This window comes from Citrobacter amalonaticus Y19 (genome assembly GCF_000981805.1).
Taxonomy (GTDB): domain Bacteria; phylum Pseudomonadota; class Gammaproteobacteria; order Enterobacterales; family Enterobacteriaceae; genus Citrobacter_A; species Citrobacter_A amalonaticus_C.
This window is the reverse complement of the sequence record NZ_CP011132.1, coordinates 2,432,625-2,449,769: the sequence shown is the minus strand read 5'-3', so window position 1 is coordinate 2,449,769 and position 17,145 is coordinate 2,432,625. Positions and strand designations below refer to the sequence as shown.

The window sequence follows — 17,145 nt, the reverse complement described above, 5'->3', positions numbered from 1 at the left end:
TATGCCGCGGATGACCCCTGTTGCATCGGTTATATTATTCATTTTATTTTCTCATCAGGTTCACGCTACCGCGACAGAAACATTCGACACCCATTTCATGATCGGGGGAGCAAAAGATCAGAAAGTGTCAAATTTTAGTCTGGATGAAAGCAAACCACTTCCTGGCCAGTATGAACTGGATATTTATGTCAACAAACAATGGCGTGGCAGATATGAGATCAACGTTGGTGAGGAACCTGATGATGTTTGTCTGACTGATGATATGTTGCATCACCTCGGCGTAATAACCGACGATCTGAAACCACAGGTACCCGATCGGTGTATTACATTAAAGCGTGCGATCAGAAGTGGAAGCTATACGTTTGATATAGGTATTTTTCGTTTGGATCTGAGTGTTCCGCAGGCCTATATTACACAAGTGGAGTCGGGTTACGTTTTACCTGAGAATTGGGAACGCGGAATCAATGCTTTCTATACGTCATATTATGTGAGTCAGTATTACAGCGATGATCAACGCTCAGGAAGTAACAAGAGCACTTATGTCCGGTTTAATAGCGGATTGAACTTACTGGGGTGGCAGGTACATGCGGATACAAGCTTTAGCAAAGCAGAAGCCAGTCAGGGGGAGTGGAAAAGTAATACGCTGTATCTGGAGCGCGGTTTTGCGCCAATCCTTGGTATATTGCGTACCGGGGATATGTATACGTCGCCCGATATATTTTCGTCTGTACGCTTTAGCGGCGTTCGCCTGTTTCGCGATATGCAAATGTTACCGAACTCAAAGCAAAATTTTACGCCGCGGGTACAGGGGATCGCGCAGAGTAATGCTTTGGTTACCATTGAGCAGAATGGTTTTATTGTTTATCAAAAAGAAGTTCCGCCGGGACCCTTCTCAATTGCTGATTTGCAACTGGCAGGTGGCGGGACAGATCTGGATGTCACAGTACGCGAAGCAGACGGTTCAGTCACAACCTACCTGGTGCCGTATGCTTCAGTCCCCAATATGCTACAGCCCGGGGTTTCAAAATATGATTTTGCAGCCGGGCGTAGCCATATCGAAGGGGCGAGTAACCAGTCCGATTTTGCGCAGGCCAATTATCAGTACGGATTAAACAATTTACTGACGCTTTTTGGCGGCACCATGTTTTCTAACCACTACCAGGCGTTCACTTTTGGTACGGGATGGAATACGCGCATGGGTGCGATTTCTATAGATGCCACCCGGTCACACAGCAAGCAGGACAGTGGCGACGTATTTGATGGTCAGAGTTACCAGGTCGCTTATAACAAATATGTGGCGCAAACCGCGACCCGTTTTGGACTTTCGGCATATCGTTATTCATCGCGCGGCTATCGGACATTCAACGATCATGTCTGGGCTAATAACAAAAACAGCTATCATCAGGATGAAAGCGACGTTTACGATGTCGTTGATTATTATCAAAGCGATTTTGGCCGTAAAAATACCTTCTCGGCAAACATCAGTCAGACGTTGCCGGAGGGATGGGGCGCCGTTTCATTGAGTTCACTATGGCGAGATTATTGGGGACGAGGGGGAAATAGCGAAGATTATCAACTCAGTTATTCGAATAGCTGGCAGCGGATTAGCTATACATTCTCAGCGAGCCAGACCTACGATGAAGATCATCGGGAAGATAAACGTTTTAACTTGTTTATTTCTGTTCCGCTTGACTGGGGGGATGGTATTACCACGCCGCATCGTTACCTGAGCATGTCAAATTCAACCACCTTTGATGAGAATGGTCTGGCGTCAAATAATATCGGTTTAAACGGAACGACGGGCGATCGCGACCAATTTATTTATGGTGTTAACCTGAACCATCAACGGCAGGATAATGAAACGGCCGTAGGTGGAAACGCCACCTGGAATACCCCGATAGCAGCCATTAACGGCAACTACAGTCAGTCGACACACTATCATCAGTCCGGTGGGAGTCTTTCCGGCGGCGTGGTGGTGTGGTCTGGCGGTGTGAATTTATCGAATCGACTTTCGGATACGTTTGCCATTATGCAGGCACCGGGGCTGGAAGGCGCTTACGTAAATGGACAAAAATATCGGACGACAAATGCTAACGGGACGGTTGTCTACGATAATCTGACGCCTTACCGTGAGAATCACCTGTTGCTCGATGTATCGCAAAGCGACAGCGAAACCGAACTGCGCGGAAACCGTAAAAACGCATCCCCATACCGTGGTGCGGTGTTGCTTGTGCGCTTTGATACCGATAGGCGTAAACCGTGGTTTATTAAAGCCCAACGCCCGGATGGCGCGCCCTTAACCTTTGGCTACGAAGTGAATGATATCCACGGGGATAACGTGGGGGTCGTGGGGCAGGGAAGCCAGCTTTTTATCCGTACAAATGACATTCCATCTGAAGTCAGCGTGGCGGTTGATAAAGAAAAGGGACTTTCATGTTCGATTACTTTCGATAAGACGATTGATGAAAGTAAAGTCTATATTTGCCAATAGTGTCGGATACCGCTATGAAACTCAATTTTTTACTTTTACTGATTCTGATGGTGGTGTTGCCCGCATCTTACGCGGGGTGTAAAGGAAATATCTCTTACGAGGATAATCTAATCATACGTGAAGATTTTTCCATTAATTCCTCGCAGTCAGAATCTTATACTCACCAGTTTAACGATCTCACTTGCGCAGGGACGAATACTATTAGTCCATTAAAAACATCGGATGTTATTGTTGGATTATATGATGATACCGTCAAGCTAGCGTTGAAATTTACGTGGGTAAATAGTTCTGATATCGGTCTGGCAAGTGGGAAAGGTGATTTTTCAGCGAGCTATCGAGTCGATGTTTCGCCTGCAAGCAGTAGTGCATCTGTGAACATCTCTGCGGGGGCAGGGAACAGCGTCTATATCAAAGATGTGACTTCGCTTTCCAGCGCAACGGCTACTTCTCAGAGTTCAGCACTCTTTACCTTAGTGGTTTGCTTACTGTCGGGGAAAGCGTGGGAACCTTGCATCACAAGTTATCATAACGCGCTGGCAAAGGACGGCGGATTTTACTCTTCGAATTTGCGTTTAACCTACAACAGAAAGCAAACGACCTGCAAACCTGAAGATTTGAATATTGTACTGCCTGATATTGCTCTCTCGGAACTTGCTGTAAACGGAAAGATTGTCAGCAAAAATGTTTCCGAAAATATTCGATTGCAGTGCGATAATCTTTTTGGTGACCGCAAACAGACGTCACGCAAAATGGTTGCGTATCTTTCCAGCAGTGATTTAGTCGCGGGAAGCAGTTTTATTCTTCGGGGGAGTTCAGATAATGGTGTTGGATTTGTCCTGGAGAATAATAATCAAGTCGTCAATATATCCAGTGTGACCGGACAAGGTGGCGCAACCACATTATGGAAAGTGGATAAACCAGGGGACGTAGTGAACAGCAACACAGTGATCATTCCCATCGTTGCCAGTTATTACGTTTATGACAAAAGTAAAGTGAAACCGGGCAACCTCAGCGCAACCGCGTTAATTTACGTGAAGTACGACTGACCTCACAGGGACCCTCCGCCAAACGAGGCTGACAGCAAAATAAGCATTCAAATCCCCCTCTCCACGAGGGGGCATTTTTAGCGGTGATAAAAAATCTCGCCATCGTAGGCTTTAATAATTTTACCGTCAGCGTCATTGATCAACACATACGCACCGCCCATATAGGTCCAGTGAGTCCCGGCATCCGGTGCAGGTAAATTACGCAGATTCCATTGCTTGATGGTGTACTCGTCAGTGCGATACATCTCTGGCACCGTATCGCCTGGTTTGAAATGGGTGAAGTCCGCGATGAAGCCGCTGAGTTCGTACTGATCAATCCCCTTCGCGGCGACGGTTGTCGCGGGTGCGGCCCAGACCGCGCTGGATGCGAGCAGCAGCGCGCCCATCACCAATTTATTCTTCATACTTCTACGCTCCACTGTTAGAACCTTCAAAATCAGTCATGTATCTTTCCCGGCCTTCATGATGACTGACAAGCGCTGGTTTGTTAGATTCCCGGAAATTTCGTAAAAAATGTAAATACATTCTTCGTCTGACAACTGCACTATAGAAGAATTCGGCCAAAAATGATGGTGGCAGGTAGCGTTTTCGGACCACTGACTACCAATGCCACGATCCCCAGATGCAGAAATGCAGGCGTTCGGCATACATCACACCAGCGATGAAGCCCATAGAGATCAGAAGTAAATACAGAAAAAGATAAAGGACTATCAACGTTAACGCACTGGGTTTCATATTGAAATAGGCTTCATAAATAGAGACGCTTAAAATATCTTCGAAAAATAACAATTAATCAATGTCAACATATAAATTACCTTACGCGATACTATGGCGTAGTGAGCGTTTTTTGATTTTGATAAATATCATAATATTAAAGGTATTTAATGTTATGGACAGAATGATATTTGATGACATTGTATTCTTGTACCTTCTTGGTTAATTAATTGCTAATTAATAAATCAGAATGAAAAAAACAGCCAGGAGTACTCTTATTCTTCATGTCGGGAGAGCTTGTCTATATCAACACTACATGAATTATATTGACAGTACAGAATGACAAAAATATCCTGCACATGATCTGTTGATATAAAATTCGCGGCTAGCCAGTTGCGTCATTCTTTTTGTTAAATAATAATGGTGATGGTAGTGATGAAAACGTTAAGCATAAAAAAGACCGTTTATGTTCTGGTTATTGCCAGCGTATTGTCTGGTTGCGTTTCGGAAGAAGAACGTCTCGCGCGCTGTGAAGCTAAAGGTGTAAGCCGCGATGTTTGTTATCAGGTCGATCGCGCTAATCAGCAAATGATCGATAGTAACGCGCAGCAAAACGCTTATGCCAATGCCCGTGCTGCGGTAAAACAGCATGCGCAGGCCGCGAAGAAAAAAAGTGTCTATTACTATGAAGGAATGGAAATCAAAAAGGTGAGTACCGGTTTGAATATTAATGGCTTGCCAGCATCTCTCGTGGAGAAAGAGGAAAGCGCCACCGTTTATCAGCAAGGTTTACATTATTTTATCGTGTACAGCACGGGACGGTTAGCGGTACTTAATGACCAGCGTCAGATGTTGGGCTGGGCAAAATAAAAAAATATCGCCTGCAAATCTGCGGTTCTTGCCGCGGGTCAGGAAAAGTTGATTTCTGTCACGTCAGGAATAAGATAATAAACGCTGACGGTATCAATGATTCATGTGGCGCTTCAGATTGAAGCGCCACTGTTTTAACCGACACCTTAGTGTCGTTTCACCATGTTCTTACCAGCCTAATGAAGCAGAAGCCGCTACGACGGAATCACCATCAGACGTTCCGGCATAGCTAACCGTTGCGGCGACATTCTCTGCGAATTTATGACGATAGCCCATGGCATAACCTTGTTCATTTTTAAAATCAGCAGCGCCAACAGCAATAGCATTATCAGTATCTACATAGTGAAGTCCGGCGATAGACGCGGCGCCTGCAATACCACTACGATATTCTTTACGATCGTCGTTTTGCTGTTTTTCCATTGAAGAGAAGCGCGAATTATTTTGATTTTCCAGGGTCGTAATACGCGTTTCATGGTTAGCTAACTGTCTGGTGTGAGTCTGAATGGCGCCATCTTGCACTTTTTGTTTAGTTTGCACGTTAGCTACAGCGACCTGGTTAGTTGCTGCACGCTGTAACGCAGCGTCAGCCTTACCACCATTAGTGCTAATTAACACGTTTTGATCGTTATCGACAATTTGCTGGTTTGTTTTGTTAGTAGCAATATCATCGCGATTCTTAATGATGGCCTGGCCGTCATATTGTTCATCCAGAGTGACACGCTGCACCAGGTTATCATGATCGGTACGAATTTGTTGTGCATAAGTGGCAACATTATTCACCTGAGTCACATCCGCTTTACCCGCTTCCAGGGCAGATATTTGCCCTTCATGCTTTTGTAAATCATACGTAGCACCATCAATACCAGAGACAAAAAAAGCCCCATTGGTCGTGGGATCCGTGACCACTGCCTCCACGTTAGGGAAGGTGCGAATAAGCGGGGAAATTCTTCTCGGCTGACTCAGTCATTTCATTTCTTCATGTTTGAGCCGATTTTTTCTCCCGTAAATGCCTTGAATCAGCCTATTTAGACCGTTTCTTCGCCATTTAAGGCGTTATCCCCAGTTTTTAGTGAGATCTCTCCCACTGACGTATCATTTGGTCCGCCCGAAACAGGTTGGCCAGCGTGAATAACATCGCCAGTTGGTTATCGTTTTTCAGCAACCCCTTGTATCTGGCTTTCACGAAGCCGAACTGTCGCTTGATGATGCGAAATGGGTGCTCCACCTTGGCCCGGATGCTGGCTTTCATGTATTCGATGTTGATGGCCGTTTTGTTCTTGCGTGGATGCTGTTTCAAGGTTCTTACCTTGCCGGGGCGCTCGGCGATCAGCCAGTCCACATCCACCTCGGCCAGCTCCTCGCGCTGTGGCGCCCCTTGGTAGCCGGCATCGGCTGAGACAAATTGCTCCTCTCCATGCAGCAGATTACCCAGCTGATTGAGGTCATGCTCGTTGGCCGCGGTGGTGACTAGGCTGTGGGTCAGGCCACTCTTGGCATCGACACCAATGTGGGCCTTCATGCCAAAGTGCCACTGATTGCCTTTCTTGGTCTGATGCATCTCCGGATCGCGTTGCTGCTCTTTGTTCTTGGTCGAGCTGGGTGCCTCAATGATGGTGGCATCGACCAAGGTGCCTTGGGTCATCATGACGCCTGCTTCGGCCAGCCAGCGATTGATGGTCTTGAACAATTGGCGGCCAGTTGATGCTGCTCCAGCAGGTGGCGGAAATTCATGATGGTGGTGCGGTCCGGCAGGGCGCTATCCAGGGATAACCGGGCAAACAGACGCATGGAGGCGATTTCGTACAGAGCATCTTCCATCGCGCCATCGCTCAGGTTGTACCAATGCTGCATGCAGTGAATGCGTAGCATGGTTTCCAGCGGATAAGGTCGCCGGCCATTACCAGCCTTGGGGTAAAACGGCTCGATGACTTCCACCATGTTTTGCCATGGCAGAATCTGCTCCATGCGGGACAAGAAAATCTCTTTTCTGGTCTGACGGCGCTTACTGCTGAATTCACTGTCGGCGAAGGTGAGTTGATGACTCATGATGAACCCTGTTCCATGGCTCCAGATGACAAACATGATCTCATATCAGGGACTTGTTCGCACCTTCCCTAAGTATGGGAGGGTTAAGTACTGTATTATTTGATGCTTATCCTAACTTGCGTCAACAGGAGCCTCTAGTAAGACAAATTTGGAAGGAGCTTTATGATCACGGCTTGGTCAGCAGCGATTCTCTTAGCGGGACAATGTCCCGACAGGGATTGACAGAAAGAAGAACCTCTGATTTAGGTGACATGTTCTTAAACTTTATTACACAACATTAAGGGGTAAAAAAACATGCGTATCACTGTTACATCTCAGAACGTAGACCGACATAAGAAGAAGATAGAACGTGATGATCTGAAGGGGTTGACCTACTTTATACAAATGGCAAACAGTGTTCGCGTAACTGCCTCTCAGGATCATCAGGCAATAGTACAAGGCGTTTTAGGTAAGCCTGATGGTGACAACTATCATCAGTTACCGTCTTATTGGGTCTGGAATGATGTGGATGCGGTGAAACTTGTTGATGTGCTTTACGCGGTAGCTAACACATGATGAGATTCAAACCTCGTCATATAGTGGGGCTATTTGCGATCTTAGTGACTGGTATGATTATTCTTTACTGGTGTTATGGGATTCAGGTAAGTGCTACTGCTTCCCATGAACCAGAAGAGAAGAATATTTGCCCGCTATCACATCCTTTAATGGTGAAGGTAGCTAACAACACTTTCCGCAATTTTGCTCGTGCGCAAATCAAAATAGAACTCTGGAAAGGGGATAGTGCTATTAACATTCTGACGACTTCTGATTTTTATTTTTTGAAATCTTTAGCGCCTTTTAAATCAGGAACTCTATGTTTTTCAGATAATTATTTTGCTACTAATATTGTTTCGGGCGAAGGTATTGCAGCATCAGCTATTAGGGAAGCAAGAGAGCTTGAAGTAAAAATAAAAGATACTCAAACCGTAGTTTTAGAAATCATTCCAACTTTTTCGAAGTAGCTTCTCCTTGCTAGGTTACTACGTGATTTGGTAAACCAAACTCGTTAACGAGCTTCAGTAATCGATCCCCGTGAATACGTCCTGAATATCGCTTTCCATGATCCCCACATAGGCCAGCGTGATTGACTGACTTGAATGACCGTATAACTTTGTGAGTGTGGGCAATGACACACCACGCTTCAGAGCGATATCCCAGGTTTTTACGTGGTGTATGTGCCGCGACATGCAGCCCCAGACGATCACCCGCTTCCTTAAATTTGGTTGAGACCGTCACCCGACTGATCGGCTTTCCCTTTGCACGGTTGCTTTCAACCTGAAACAGATATTCATGACCAGAATTTGCCGCCTGACGTTCTGCAACGATTTCCAGCGCTCTGGCAGTCAATAATATAGTGCGTGTCTTTCCGGTTTTCTTTTCCTTCAGGTGCAACATGTTCCCATCCAGGTTTTGAAAATCAACAAAACGTAGCGAGAAGGTGTCACTTATGCGGGCCGCTGTCTGGTTCAGGAATACCCAGAGATCCCCATAAATAGGTGCCTTTGGGATACAAGCTGGGACACATGGCTATTTTTCAATCAAAAAGGTCGATTCTAGGGGGTTGTGTCTTTGGCTTCCCGCTGGCATGATCCTGATCAGGGATTAATGTGGAGCATTAATCGCAAGTTTTTGATTTTGATTCAAATGACTCGGGGTGCCCCTTTTCACGAAGGGCTGAGAAATACCCGTACCACCTGATCTGGATAATGCCAGCGTAGGGAAGTCAGACACTGCTCGTGTCCCTTCTTCGCGCGGGCAGGAGCGTAATCATGCAGCCTGACCTGCACAGCCGCGAACACGCGGTTTGTACCTTAAAACAATTTCGCACCCTTTCTCCGTTAACCCACTGTATGACCAATGACGTCGTGCAGAGTTTTACCGCCAATACGCTACTGGCGCTGGGCGCTTCTCCTGCGATGGTGATCGAGCCGGAAGAGGCTCGCCAGTTTGCCGCCATTGCCAGCGCCTTGCTGATTAACGTGGGTACGCTGACGCAGTCGCGCGCGCGGGCAATGCGAGCGGCGGTTGAGCAGGCGAACAGCGCAAAAACCCCCTGGACACTGGACCCCGTTGCCGTGGGCGCGCTCGAGTATCGTCGTCGTTTCTGCCTTGAGCTTCTTGCCATAAAACCCGCCGCCGTGCGCGGTAATGCCTCTGAGATCCTGGCGTTAGCCGGTGAAAGCGCCGGGGGACGCGGTGTGGATGCCACCGATGCGGTCGCAACGGCCCTGCCGGCGGCGCAGATTCTGGCACGTCAGACTGGCGCGATTGTGGTGGTCACTGGTGAAGTGGACTACGTCACGGACGGCGAGCGCACGCTGGGCGTCACCGGCGGCGACCCGTTGATGACGAAGGTCGTAGGCACCGGCTGTGCGCTTTCCGCCGTAGTGGCTGCCAGTTGTGCGCTGCCTGGAAACCGAATCGAAAATATCGCTTCTGCCTGTGGATGGATGAAGCTGGCGGGGCAGATTGCCCGCAAAACCTGTCGCGGACCCGGCAGTTTCATTCCGGCGTTTCTCGACGCGCTCTACACCCTGGATACGGAGGTCGCAGCATGAAGCGGATTAACGCCCTGACCATTGCCGGCACCGATCCCAGCGGTGGCGCAGGCATTCAGGCCGATCTGAAAACCTTTTCGGCGCTCGGTGCCTACGGCTGTTCAGTGATTACCGCGCTGGTGGCGCAGAATACGCGTGGCGTACAGTCGGTCTATCGCATTGAACCGGATTTTGTCGCCGCGCAGCTCGATTCGGTGTTCAGCGATGTGCGCATTGATACCACCAAAATCGGCATGCTGGCGGAAACCGACATTATCGAGGCGGTGGCGGAGCGGTTGCAGCGCCATCAGGTGCGGAATGTAGTGCTCGACACGGTCATGCTGGCGAAAAGCGGCGATCCGTTGCTGTCGCCTTCCGCCGTTGAGACATTGCGCAAGCGACTGCTGCCGCAGGTTTCGCTGATTACGCCTAACCTGCCTGAAGCGGCGGCGTTGCTGGATTGTCCGCATGCGCGTGTGGAAAAGGAGATGCTGGAACAGGGACGGGCGCTGTTGGCGATGGGCTGTGGCGCGGTGTTAATGAAAGGTGGTCATCTGGATGATGCGCAAAGCCCCGACTGGCTGTTTACGGCTGCCGGTGAGCAGCGCTTTACCGCACCGCGGGTGATGACCAAAAACACGCACGGCACCGGTTGCACGCTCTCTGCGGCGCTGGCGGCGCTGCGTCCTCGACATGCTGACTGGGCCGGGACGGTGCAGGAGGCGAAAGTCTGGCTGTCGGCAGCGCTGGCGCAGGCGGATACGCTGGAGGTCGGGCACGGTATTGGACCTGTTCATCATTTCCACGCGTACTGGTAGCGTATATACTGGCAGCAGACTGGTTGTCAGGAAAAAGACTCATGGAACAAGCGCATACTCAACTTATCGCGCAACTGAACGAACGTATTTCAGCGGTGGATAATACGCCGCTGTATATTAAGTTTGCCGAGACGGTAAAAAATGCTGTGCGTAGTGGAGTGCTTGAGCATGGCAATATTTTGCCCGGCGAGCGAGATCTCAGCCAGTTGACCGGCGTCTCACGCATCACGGTGCGTAAAGCGATGCAGGCGCTGGAAGAAGAGGGCGTGGTGACGCGTGCGCGCGGCTATGGTACGCAGATCAACAATATCTTTGAGTATTCGCTGAAAGAGGCGCGCGGTTTTTCTCAGCAGGTTGTCCTGCGGGGGAAAAAACCGGACACCTTATGGGTCAACAAGCGAGTTGTGAAGTGTCCGGAAGAGGTGGCGCAACAGCTGGCGATTGCCGCCGGCAGTGATGTGTTCCTGCTTAAGCGCATTCGCTACGTTGATGAAGATGCCGTGTCTATCGAAGAGTCGTGGGTGCCCGCGCATCTCATTCATGATGCCGATGAGATTGGTATCTCGCTGTACGACTATTTCCGTAGTCAGCACATCCACCCGCAGCGTACCCGCTCGCGGGTGAGCGCAAAGATGCCGGATGCCGAGTTCCAGTCGCATATCCAGATGGACAGCAAAGTGCCGGTGCTGGTGATAAAGCAAGTGGCGCTTGACCAACAGCAGCGCCCCATCGAGTACAGCATCAGCTACTGTCGAAGCGATCTATACGTTTTTGTGTGCGAGGAGTAACTCCTCGCGAAACGGCGCACAGTCACCGCCGCGATGTCCAACCACCCAGGAGGCCACGGCGTTGCCGAGCAGCACCGCGTCCGCCAGCGACCAGTCCGACGCCAACCCGGCCAGCATTCCCCCCGCGTGACTGTCGCCCGCGCCAATCGTATCAACGACCGTTGTCGGGAAGGCAGGTACACATCCGGAGGATTGCGCGCTGAAAAACCAGGCACCCTCTTTGTCATGGCGAACGATCAACGGTGCCGCAAATCGCGTCACCCATTGCGCGCCCAGAACTTCCACATCCTGGCTCAGACCAAATCGTTGGGCCGCGATTTCAGCTTCCTGACGATTGAGCGACACCAACGGACGACAAGCCAGAATGCGCGCCATTAGCGCATCTGGGATATCGCCAATGCGCGGACCAAAATCGATAAACGGCATCATCTGATCCAGACTTTCCAGCCACTGCACCAGCAGTTCGCCGCAGGGTGAGGCCAACTGATAGCCCGAGAGATAAATCAGGCTATTACGCGGGACGGTGAGCTGAGCCAGCCAGTCGGCATTCCACTGGTTCTCAACGCCGCTGAATGACATGAACGTGCGTTCGCCATCCGGCTCGACCAGCGCCAGGCACCAGCCGTTGTCACCTTCTGTGGTCTCGATGAGGCTGTGTAACCCTTCTTTCGCCATCCGGTTACGAATGATATCTGCCCACACGCCCTGGCCCAGCGGCAGGGCGTTACCGGCATCAATACCCAGCCGTTTCAGCGCGACGGCGATGTTCAGTGCGCAACCGCCAACGTTAACGCCTTGCTGCTTCAGTTCAATGTCGCAGCCGCGCCAGGGAAGGGCATACGCATCGGCAATGACATCGATAACCGCCGCGCCGATGACCGTGACCGGCTGGTGAGTCGTTAAACCTGGCAGCAGGTCGGCTAAACGTGATGCGTTCATGACGCCTCCCGACGTTGGCGCAGACGTGCAAGCGCCGTAGCATAGCGGTTGAAATCGAGCTGATTGACCGTATCCAGCTCCTGTTTCCATGCCGGATTAATGGCGCTGACGCCCTGCAACGCGCCGCAAATGGCCGTCGCCATTGCTCCAATGGTATCGGTGTCGCCACCGAGATTCGCGCACAGGATAGCGCAACTATTGGGATCCGTTTTCGCCAGTTCGACCATCGCAATGGCGCAGGCCACCGATTCGATCGTGCTGGTTCCCGCACCGATCACCTGATACAGCTGTTCGCTGGCCGCTTCGGCACCGTCTGCATTACGCACAATTTTTAGCGCCATCTCCAGACGTGCACAGAGCGACGCGCTAAAGGTGGTGATCCGCTTCTGTTGCGCGTGCAACGCGATGGCGGGAAGTGAGTCAACGATCGCCGCCCAGGACTCGCCCTCGATCGCCCGTGAAATCGCCCATGCCACCACGACCGCACCGGCGATAGCCAGATCCGATTTGTGCGTCGGGCTGGAGGCCAGCGCGACATCGTCGATAAACGCATCCAGATCGCGCGCTGGCAGCAGGCATCCCAACGGCGACACGCGCATGGCTGCACCGTTGGTGACGCCGTTGTTCTCCAGTTCCGCCACCGGTTTCCCGTCGCGAATGGCGTTCAGGGCGATTTTCGACGTCGGGCCGAGGACGTTTTTGTTGAAGGCGTCAAAGCGCAGCGCCCAGTCGAGAATGTTACGGCCAATCAGGTCCGGGTCTATCTCGCCGTCGCGCGCCAGCAGGGCATCCGCCAGACAGAGCGCCATTGACGTATCGTCGGTAAATTCTGCGCGGCCAAAATAGCAGGCCGCATTGTTCTCTTGCGGGCCCGGCAGAAAGCGGTCAATCCAGCCAAAGTGCGCTTTAACGCGGGCTCTGGGCCACAGTTCTGACGGCATACCCATCGCATCCCCTAACGCCTGCCCGTAAAGAGCACCGAGAATACGTTCTGCTTTCATTTTACTTCCCCTTGTGTCAACGCAGTCTCGCGAACCTCAATAGCGGTAATTTCTTTGTCCGATTCGCGAAAGAAAATCATAAACAGTACGGCAATCACGGCGATCATCACTGCGCCGAATGTCCACATGCCTGCCCAGTTGAAGGTGAGACCGTTGACCGGTTCCGGATAGGCAAACATTTTTTCCATCATTACGCCACCGAGACGGTAGCCCAGCAGGCTGCCGAATCCCTGACAGCAGAGTGTAATCAACCCTTGTGCGGCGGTACGCATGTGCACCGGCGCTTTTTTATCGACGTAGATATACGCCGTCACGTAGTAGAAGTCATAGCTCACGCCGTGCAGCAAAATACCGAGGAACAGCAGGGCATAGGTGAAGTATTCGTCTGCGCTGCCATAGATAAAGAAGCCATAGCGGATCGCGGCAGTGATAAGACCAAGTAACAATACCTTTTTAATACCAAAGCGCTTGGTAAAGAAGGGCAGTGCCAGCATAAAGAAGATTTCGGAGAACTGACCGAGGGTCATCCAGCCGGTGGCATTTTTCATCCCCACTTCCGTCAGATATCCATTGGCGAAGATGTAATAGAACGCCAGCGGCATCGCGAACAGGAACGAGCAGAAGAAAAAGACGAGGAAGTTTTTATCACGCAGCAGGGTAATCGCATCCAGACCCAGCATGACCTTGAAGTCCATCTTGCCGGTGCTTTTCGGCGGCGTATCCGGCAGGAAGAAGGCAAACACGCCCAGGAGCGCTGAGCTTGCAGCCGTCACCAGCAGCGGGATGTTGGTTGGCGAGATGTCGTTATAACCCAGCATTTGCGGCAGGAATCCACAGGCGAGACCGGAGGCAATCCAGCCGATGGTGCCCATCACGCGGATGCGCGGGAAGTCGCGCTCCACGTCCGGCACGTTGGCAAACGCGATGCTGTTGGTCAGCGCGATGGTCGGCATATAGGTCAGCGAGTAGGCCAGCAGCAGCGGGAAGAATCCACCGAACGTCGTCTGCTGAGCGGCAAAATACATCAGCACCGCACCGGCGAACATCAGTACTGCCAGCACCTTTTGCGCCGAGAAAAATCGGTCAGTCAACGAGCCCACGAGGATCGGCGACAGGATCGCGGCGATTGCGGTACAGGCATAAGACCAGCCAATCTCACCGGCGGTAAAACCACTTTTACTCAACCAGAGCCAGAGTGGAACAAACCAGGCTCCCCAGATAAACCATTCAACGAACATCATGAACGACAGCTTCACTGTAGTTTTCATCTTTAAATCCTTCATGACAGGTAAGGTACGTCATGACAGTACCATTTAATAATACCTTTTAAATACCTTTGAGGCGAAACCTTGACCGTCTTAACACTTTTTTGTCAGTGAATCGTGCCAGCGGATAACGCTGAAAAATGCCCGAAAGATGGAAAAAATGGCCGGTCAGTACCAGACTTATGGCTGCCCGCAAAACGCGGGTCAGGACAATTCACATTCCGACGCATTCGGAACTTACGGGAGCATAGCTATGACTGATATTGCGCAGTTGCTTGGCAAAGACGCCGACAGCCTCTTACAGCATCGTTGCATGACCATACCCTCCGACCAACTCTATCTGCCCGGACATGACTACGTCGACCGCGTGATGGTGGATAACAATCGCCCGCCTGCGGTACTGCGTAACATGCAGACGTTGTATAACACCGGGCGTCTGGGGAAAACGGGTTATCTGTCGATTTTACCGGTCGATCAGGGTGTGGAACACTCGGCTGGTGCCTCGTTTGCCGCCAACCCGCTCTATTTCGACCCGAAAAACATTGTCGAACTGGCGATCGAAGCCGGATGTAACTGCGTGGCTTCGACCTATGGCGTGCTGGCTTCCGTATCGCGCCGTTACGCGCATCGCATTCCGTTTCTGGTGAAACTTAACCATAACGAAACGCTCAGCTATCCGAATACCTTCGACCAGACGCTGTACGCCAGCGTGGAGCAGGCGTTCAATCTGGGGGCGGTGGCCGTAGGCGCAACCATCTACTTTGGTTCAGAAGAGTCACGCCGGCAAATTGAAGAGATTTCCGCCGCCTTTGAACGGGCGCATGAGCTGGGTATGGTCACCGTGCTGTGGGCCTATCTGCGAAACTCCGCCTTTAAAAAGGATGGCGTCGACTACCACGTCTCCGCCGATTTAACCGGGCAGGCAAACCATCTGGCGGCAACCATTGGCGCGGATATCGTCAAACAGAAAATGGCGGAAAATAACGGCGGATACAAAGCCGTGAACTATGGCTATACCGACGATCGCGTCTACAGCAAACTGACCACGGAGAACCCGATCGATCTGGTCCGTTACCAACTAGCAAATTGCTATATGGGGCGCGCGGGGTTGATTAACTCCGGCGGCGCGGCGGGCGGAGAGACCGATCTGAGCGACGCAGTGCGAACCGCGGTTATCAACAAACGCGCGGGCGGCATGGGGCTGATCCTCGGTCGCAAAGCCTTCAAGAAATCGATGGCTGACGGCGTGAAACTGATCAACGCTGTGCAGGACGTCTATCTCGACAGCAAAGTGACGATTGCCTGATGTCACTCATTCCTCTCTCGCTGCGGGAGAGGAATGACTTCAACGAAATAAAGGGTAATCTGGCGGCAGGCGGCAGCGCAACGCGTTGGACAGGAGTTCAATGTGACATTGTTGACCGCTGAGCGGTTCACCGTCTCATTCGTTTTCCTTTTTGGCACCAGAACGGTCCGTTTTTCACCTTTCACTCCTTCCGGGTTGAATAAAAACACCGGCTATCCGGAGTCGGACGCATCTGGGTTCAGGGCGGATAAATGATTTAAACCCATATAATAAATATACTCCCTTATATTTCAACTGTATTTAATCGATGTTGTCGTGATGATATGCCTCTGTGTTATTTTTGCTGATTACCAGTGATGTTCATATAGTTAAGTCGACGCATGGTACATTTCCATTAATGATTTTATTTTTGCTGTTAATATAGTCAACTCTACACCATTTACCATTGCTACTAATTGAATGCAAATTAATTTTATCACCTTTAATTAAATATGATTTTTTCATTTTGAATGATTCATCATAAAAAAATGACTTTTCTGATTTAACACTGATTGCGGGGTATAAAAGACACATGTTGATATCTGAACTTTTCGGTGATGCTTTGGTTAAGATAATTTTCCCATCTTTATATTTTTCAGTCATGATGTCAAATTGCGATGATGTTGTATTATTGCCTACCACCCATGGACTATCATTATATACGTCGCAGTCACCATTTTTTTTCATGTGCAAAATAGCGTAGTTGTCATTTAAAAATGATTGTTTAGTATCATATAGCTTATAAAATAACCCATCTGCATTGTGACGAATTATTACGGGGAGATATTTCATTTTTCCATTAATGACTAATGACGTGTCCAGTGAGTCCATGTTTGTTTCAATGCTGGTTATTTCCATTTCTATATACTCAGCATAATTTTGAGGTGCTGGGTAATTTAATCCACACTTACCTTCTTTAGCTAATATGCCATTTTGTTTACTTTTAATATTATAATAGAAGCAATCAATATAGAATTTTTCATTTCTGTAAATAAGTGTTGCGTAAGAAGTAAAATCATGTAACGATCGTCCATCTGTAACAATTGCTGGTACATCTGAAAAAAAATCAAAGGAATAGGAGGGGTTATTTGTGTAATTAGTCTCGAATTTCATTTTTTTTATGTCACCACCAATTTTAGCGTATATTTCATTATTGACATCATCATAACCATAAATAATGCCATTACCATAAGTGGAGAAAGTGAAGGAGAACATAATTGAGAGTATGAATGAATATCTTATCATG

General features: G+C 49.8%; 17 protein-coding genes, 1 pseudogene and 1 riboswitch. Of the genes and pseudogenes, 9 read left to right on the top strand and 9 right to left on the bottom strand.

The window, feature by feature from the left end:
• Position 1: 1 nt before the first annotated feature.
• Both F384_RS11305 and F384_RS11300 read left to right on the top strand, forming a co-directional pair.
• The gene (locus tag F384_RS11305; protein ID WP_046481564.1) at positions 2 to 2,491 is read left to right on the top strand and encodes a fimbrial biogenesis outer membrane usher protein; all 2,490 of its coding nucleotides are present in this window, start codon (positions 2 to 4) and stop codon (positions 2,489 to 2,491) included.
• A 14-nt stretch (positions 2,492 to 2,505) separates the two neighbouring features.
• Positions 2,506 to 3,537 carry a putative fimbrial-like adhesin protein gene (locus F384_RS11300; RefSeq protein WP_046498078.1) on the top strand — a complete coding sequence of 344 codons (1,032 nt, stop codon included), beginning with the start codon at positions 2,506 to 2,508 and terminating at the stop codon, positions 3,535 to 3,537.
• Between the two features lie 77 nt (positions 3,538 to 3,614).
• Here F384_RS11300 and rcnB read toward each other — a convergent pair whose 3' ends face one another.
• Positions 3,615 to 3,941 carry a Ni(II)/Co(II) efflux transporter accessory subunit RcnB gene (gene rcnB, locus F384_RS11295; protein WP_046481563.1) on the bottom strand — a complete coding sequence of 109 codons (327 nt, stop codon included), beginning with the start codon at positions 3,939 to 3,941 and terminating at the stop codon, positions 3,615 to 3,617.
• 745 nt (positions 3,942 to 4,686) lie between these two features.
• On the opposite strand from rcnB, the gene F384_RS11290 reads away from it, so the two are divergent.
• A complete protein-coding gene (locus F384_RS11290) occupies positions 4,687 to 5,121 on the top strand; it encodes a hypothetical protein (RefSeq protein ID WP_046481561.1) in 435 nt (144 codons plus the stop codon).
• Positions 5,122 to 5,289: 168 nt separating this feature from the next.
• Here F384_RS11290 and F384_RS11285 read toward each other — a convergent pair whose 3' ends face one another.
• On the bottom strand, positions 5,290 to 6,027 hold the full coding sequence (locus tag F384_RS11285) for a YadA C-terminal domain-containing protein (RefSeq protein WP_046481559.1): 738 nt from the start codon (positions 6,025 to 6,027) through the stop codon (positions 5,290 to 5,292).
• Positions 6,028 to 6,187: 160 nt separating this feature from the next.
• Positions 6,188 to 7,167 (bottom strand): IS5-like element IS5 family transposase gene (locus tag F384_RS11280; protein ID WP_226991646.1). Its coding sequence is split into 2 segments (ribosomal slippage): positions 6,188 to 6,813 and positions 6,813 to 7,167, totalling 981 coding nucleotides; the frame shifts between segments, so codons are not numbered across the junction.
• Positions 7,168 to 7,461: 294 nt separating this feature from the next.
• Between F384_RS11280 and F384_RS11275 the strand changes: the two genes are divergently transcribed.
• Both F384_RS11275 and F384_RS11270 read left to right on the top strand, forming a co-directional pair.
• Positions 7,462 to 7,722, top strand: coding sequence for a hypothetical protein (locus tag F384_RS11275; RefSeq protein WP_046481558.1), 261 nt, complete (start codon positions 7,462 to 7,464; stop codon positions 7,720 to 7,722).
• Positions 7,719 to 8,168, top strand: coding sequence for a hypothetical protein (locus F384_RS11270; protein ID WP_046481554.1), 450 nt, complete (start codon positions 7,719 to 7,721; stop codon positions 8,166 to 8,168). Before F384_RS11275 ends, F384_RS11270 begins: the two co-directional genes overlap by 4 nt.
• A 10-nt stretch (positions 8,169 to 8,178) precedes the next feature.
• Here F384_RS11270 and F384_RS11265 read toward each other — a convergent pair whose 3' ends face one another.
• Positions 8,179 to 8,655: a tyrosine-type recombinase/integrase gene (locus F384_RS11265; RefSeq protein ID WP_264371201.1), complete on the bottom strand. Its 477-nt coding sequence runs from the start codon at positions 8,653 to 8,655 to the stop codon at positions 8,179 to 8,181.
• A 191-nt stretch (positions 8,656 to 8,846) separates the two neighbouring features.
• A riboswitch (TPP riboswitch) is annotated at positions 8,847 to 8,944 on the top strand.
• Positions 8,945 to 8,975: 31 nt separating this feature from the next.
• Here F384_RS11265 and thiM point away from each other — a divergent pair.
• From thiM to F384_RS11250, 3 genes are read left to right on the top strand one after another with little or no spacing between them, the layout of a single operon-like run.
• Positions 8,976 to 9,764: a hydroxyethylthiazole kinase gene (thiM, locus tag F384_RS11260; protein WP_046481552.1), complete on the top strand. Its 789-nt coding sequence runs from the start codon at positions 8,976 to 8,978 to the stop codon at positions 9,762 to 9,764.
• Positions 9,761 to 10,561 carry a bifunctional hydroxymethylpyrimidine kinase/phosphomethylpyrimidine kinase gene (thiD, locus tag F384_RS11255; RefSeq protein ID WP_046481551.1) on the top strand — a complete coding sequence of 267 codons (801 nt, stop codon included), beginning with the start codon at positions 9,761 to 9,763 and terminating at the stop codon, positions 10,559 to 10,561. The genes thiM and thiD overlap by 4 nt, the downstream gene beginning before the upstream one ends.
• 41 nt (positions 10,562 to 10,602) lie before the next feature.
• Entirely contained in the window at positions 10,603 to 11,349 is a 747-nt protein-coding gene (locus F384_RS11250) for a GntR family transcriptional regulator (protein ID WP_042318035.1), read from the top strand.
• Here F384_RS11250 and F384_RS11245 read toward each other — a convergent pair.
• From F384_RS11245 to F384_RS11235, 3 genes are read right to left on the bottom strand one after another with little or no spacing between them, the layout of a single operon-like run.
• Positions 11,323 to 12,288: a PfkB family carbohydrate kinase gene (locus F384_RS11245; protein WP_046481549.1), complete on the bottom strand. Its 966-nt coding sequence runs from the start codon at positions 12,286 to 12,288 to the stop codon at positions 11,323 to 11,325. The two genes, F384_RS11250 and F384_RS11245, sit on opposite strands and share 27 nt — an antisense overlap.
• On the bottom strand, positions 12,285 to 13,289 hold the full coding sequence (locus F384_RS11240; protein WP_046481546.1) for an ADP-ribosylglycohydrolase family protein: 1,005 nt from the start codon (positions 13,287 to 13,289) through the stop codon (positions 12,285 to 12,287). Before F384_RS11240 ends, F384_RS11245 begins: the two co-directional genes overlap by 4 nt.
• Positions 13,286 to 14,557, bottom strand: coding sequence for a nucleoside permease (locus F384_RS11235; RefSeq protein ID WP_046481544.1), 1,272 nt, complete (start codon positions 14,555 to 14,557; stop codon positions 13,286 to 13,288). The genes F384_RS11240 and F384_RS11235 overlap by 4 nt, the downstream gene beginning before the upstream one ends.
• Before the next feature lie 250 nt (positions 14,558 to 14,807).
• Here F384_RS11235 and fbaB point away from each other — a divergent pair, with 250 nt between their 5' ends.
• A complete protein-coding gene (gene fbaB / locus F384_RS11230) occupies positions 14,808 to 15,860 on the top strand; it encodes a class I fructose-bisphosphate aldolase (RefSeq protein WP_046498076.1) in 1,053 nt (350 codons plus the stop codon).
• Between the two features lie 39 nt (positions 15,861 to 15,899).
• Here fbaB and F384_RS29865 read toward each other — a convergent pair.
• A pseudogene (locus F384_RS29865) lies at positions 15,900 to 15,995 on the bottom strand (lipid kinase YegS); the annotation flags it as partial.
• Between the two features lie 225 nt (positions 15,996 to 16,220).
• Positions 16,221 to 17,144 (bottom strand): hypothetical protein, encoded by a 924-nt coding sequence (locus tag F384_RS11225; RefSeq protein WP_046481542.1) that lies wholly within the window; start codon positions 17,142 to 17,144, stop codon positions 16,221 to 16,223.
• Position 17,145: the final 1 nt, after the last annotated feature.

Coding starts and splice junctions, on each gene's coding strand:
- F384_RS11305 (WP_046481564.1), top strand. CDS start 2: ATGCCGCGGATGACCCCTGTTGCATCGGTTATATTATTCATTTTATTT.
- F384_RS11300 (WP_046498078.1), top strand. CDS start 2,506: ATGAAACTCAATTTTTTACTTTTACTGATTCTGATGGTGGTGTTGCCC.
- rcnB (WP_046481563.1), bottom strand. CDS start 3,941: ATGAAGAATAAATTGGTGATGGGCGCGCTGCTGCTCGCATCCAGCGCG.
- F384_RS11290 (WP_046481561.1), top strand. CDS start 4,687: ATGAAAACGTTAAGCATAAAAAAGACCGTTTATGTTCTGGTTATTGCC.
- F384_RS11275 (WP_046481558.1), top strand. CDS start 7,462: ATGCGTATCACTGTTACATCTCAGAACGTAGACCGACATAAGAAGAAG.
- F384_RS11270 (WP_046481554.1), top strand. CDS start 7,719: ATGATGAGATTCAAACCTCGTCATATAGTGGGGCTATTTGCGATCTTA.
- thiM (WP_046481552.1), top strand. CDS start 8,976: ATGCAGCCTGACCTGCACAGCCGCGAACACGCGGTTTGTACCTTAAAA.
- thiD (WP_046481551.1), top strand. CDS start 9,761: ATGAAGCGGATTAACGCCCTGACCATTGCCGGCACCGATCCCAGCGGT.
- F384_RS11250 (WP_042318035.1), top strand. CDS start 10,603: ATGGAACAAGCGCATACTCAACTTATCGCGCAACTGAACGAACGTATT.
- F384_RS11245 (WP_046481549.1), bottom strand. CDS start 12,288: ATGAACGCATCACGTTTAGCCGACCTGCTGCCAGGTTTAACGACTCAC.
- F384_RS11240 (WP_046481546.1), bottom strand. CDS start 13,289: ATGAAAGCAGAACGTATTCTCGGTGCTCTTTACGGGCAGGCGTTAGGG.
- F384_RS11235 (WP_046481544.1), bottom strand. CDS start 14,557: ATGAAAACTACAGTGAAGCTGTCGTTCATGATGTTCGTTGAATGGTTT.
- fbaB (WP_046498076.1), top strand. CDS start 14,808: ATGACTGATATTGCGCAGTTGCTTGGCAAAGACGCCGACAGCCTCTTA.
- F384_RS11225 (WP_046481542.1), bottom strand. CDS start 17,144: ATGATAAGATATTCATTCATACTCTCAATTATGTTCTCCTTCACTTTC.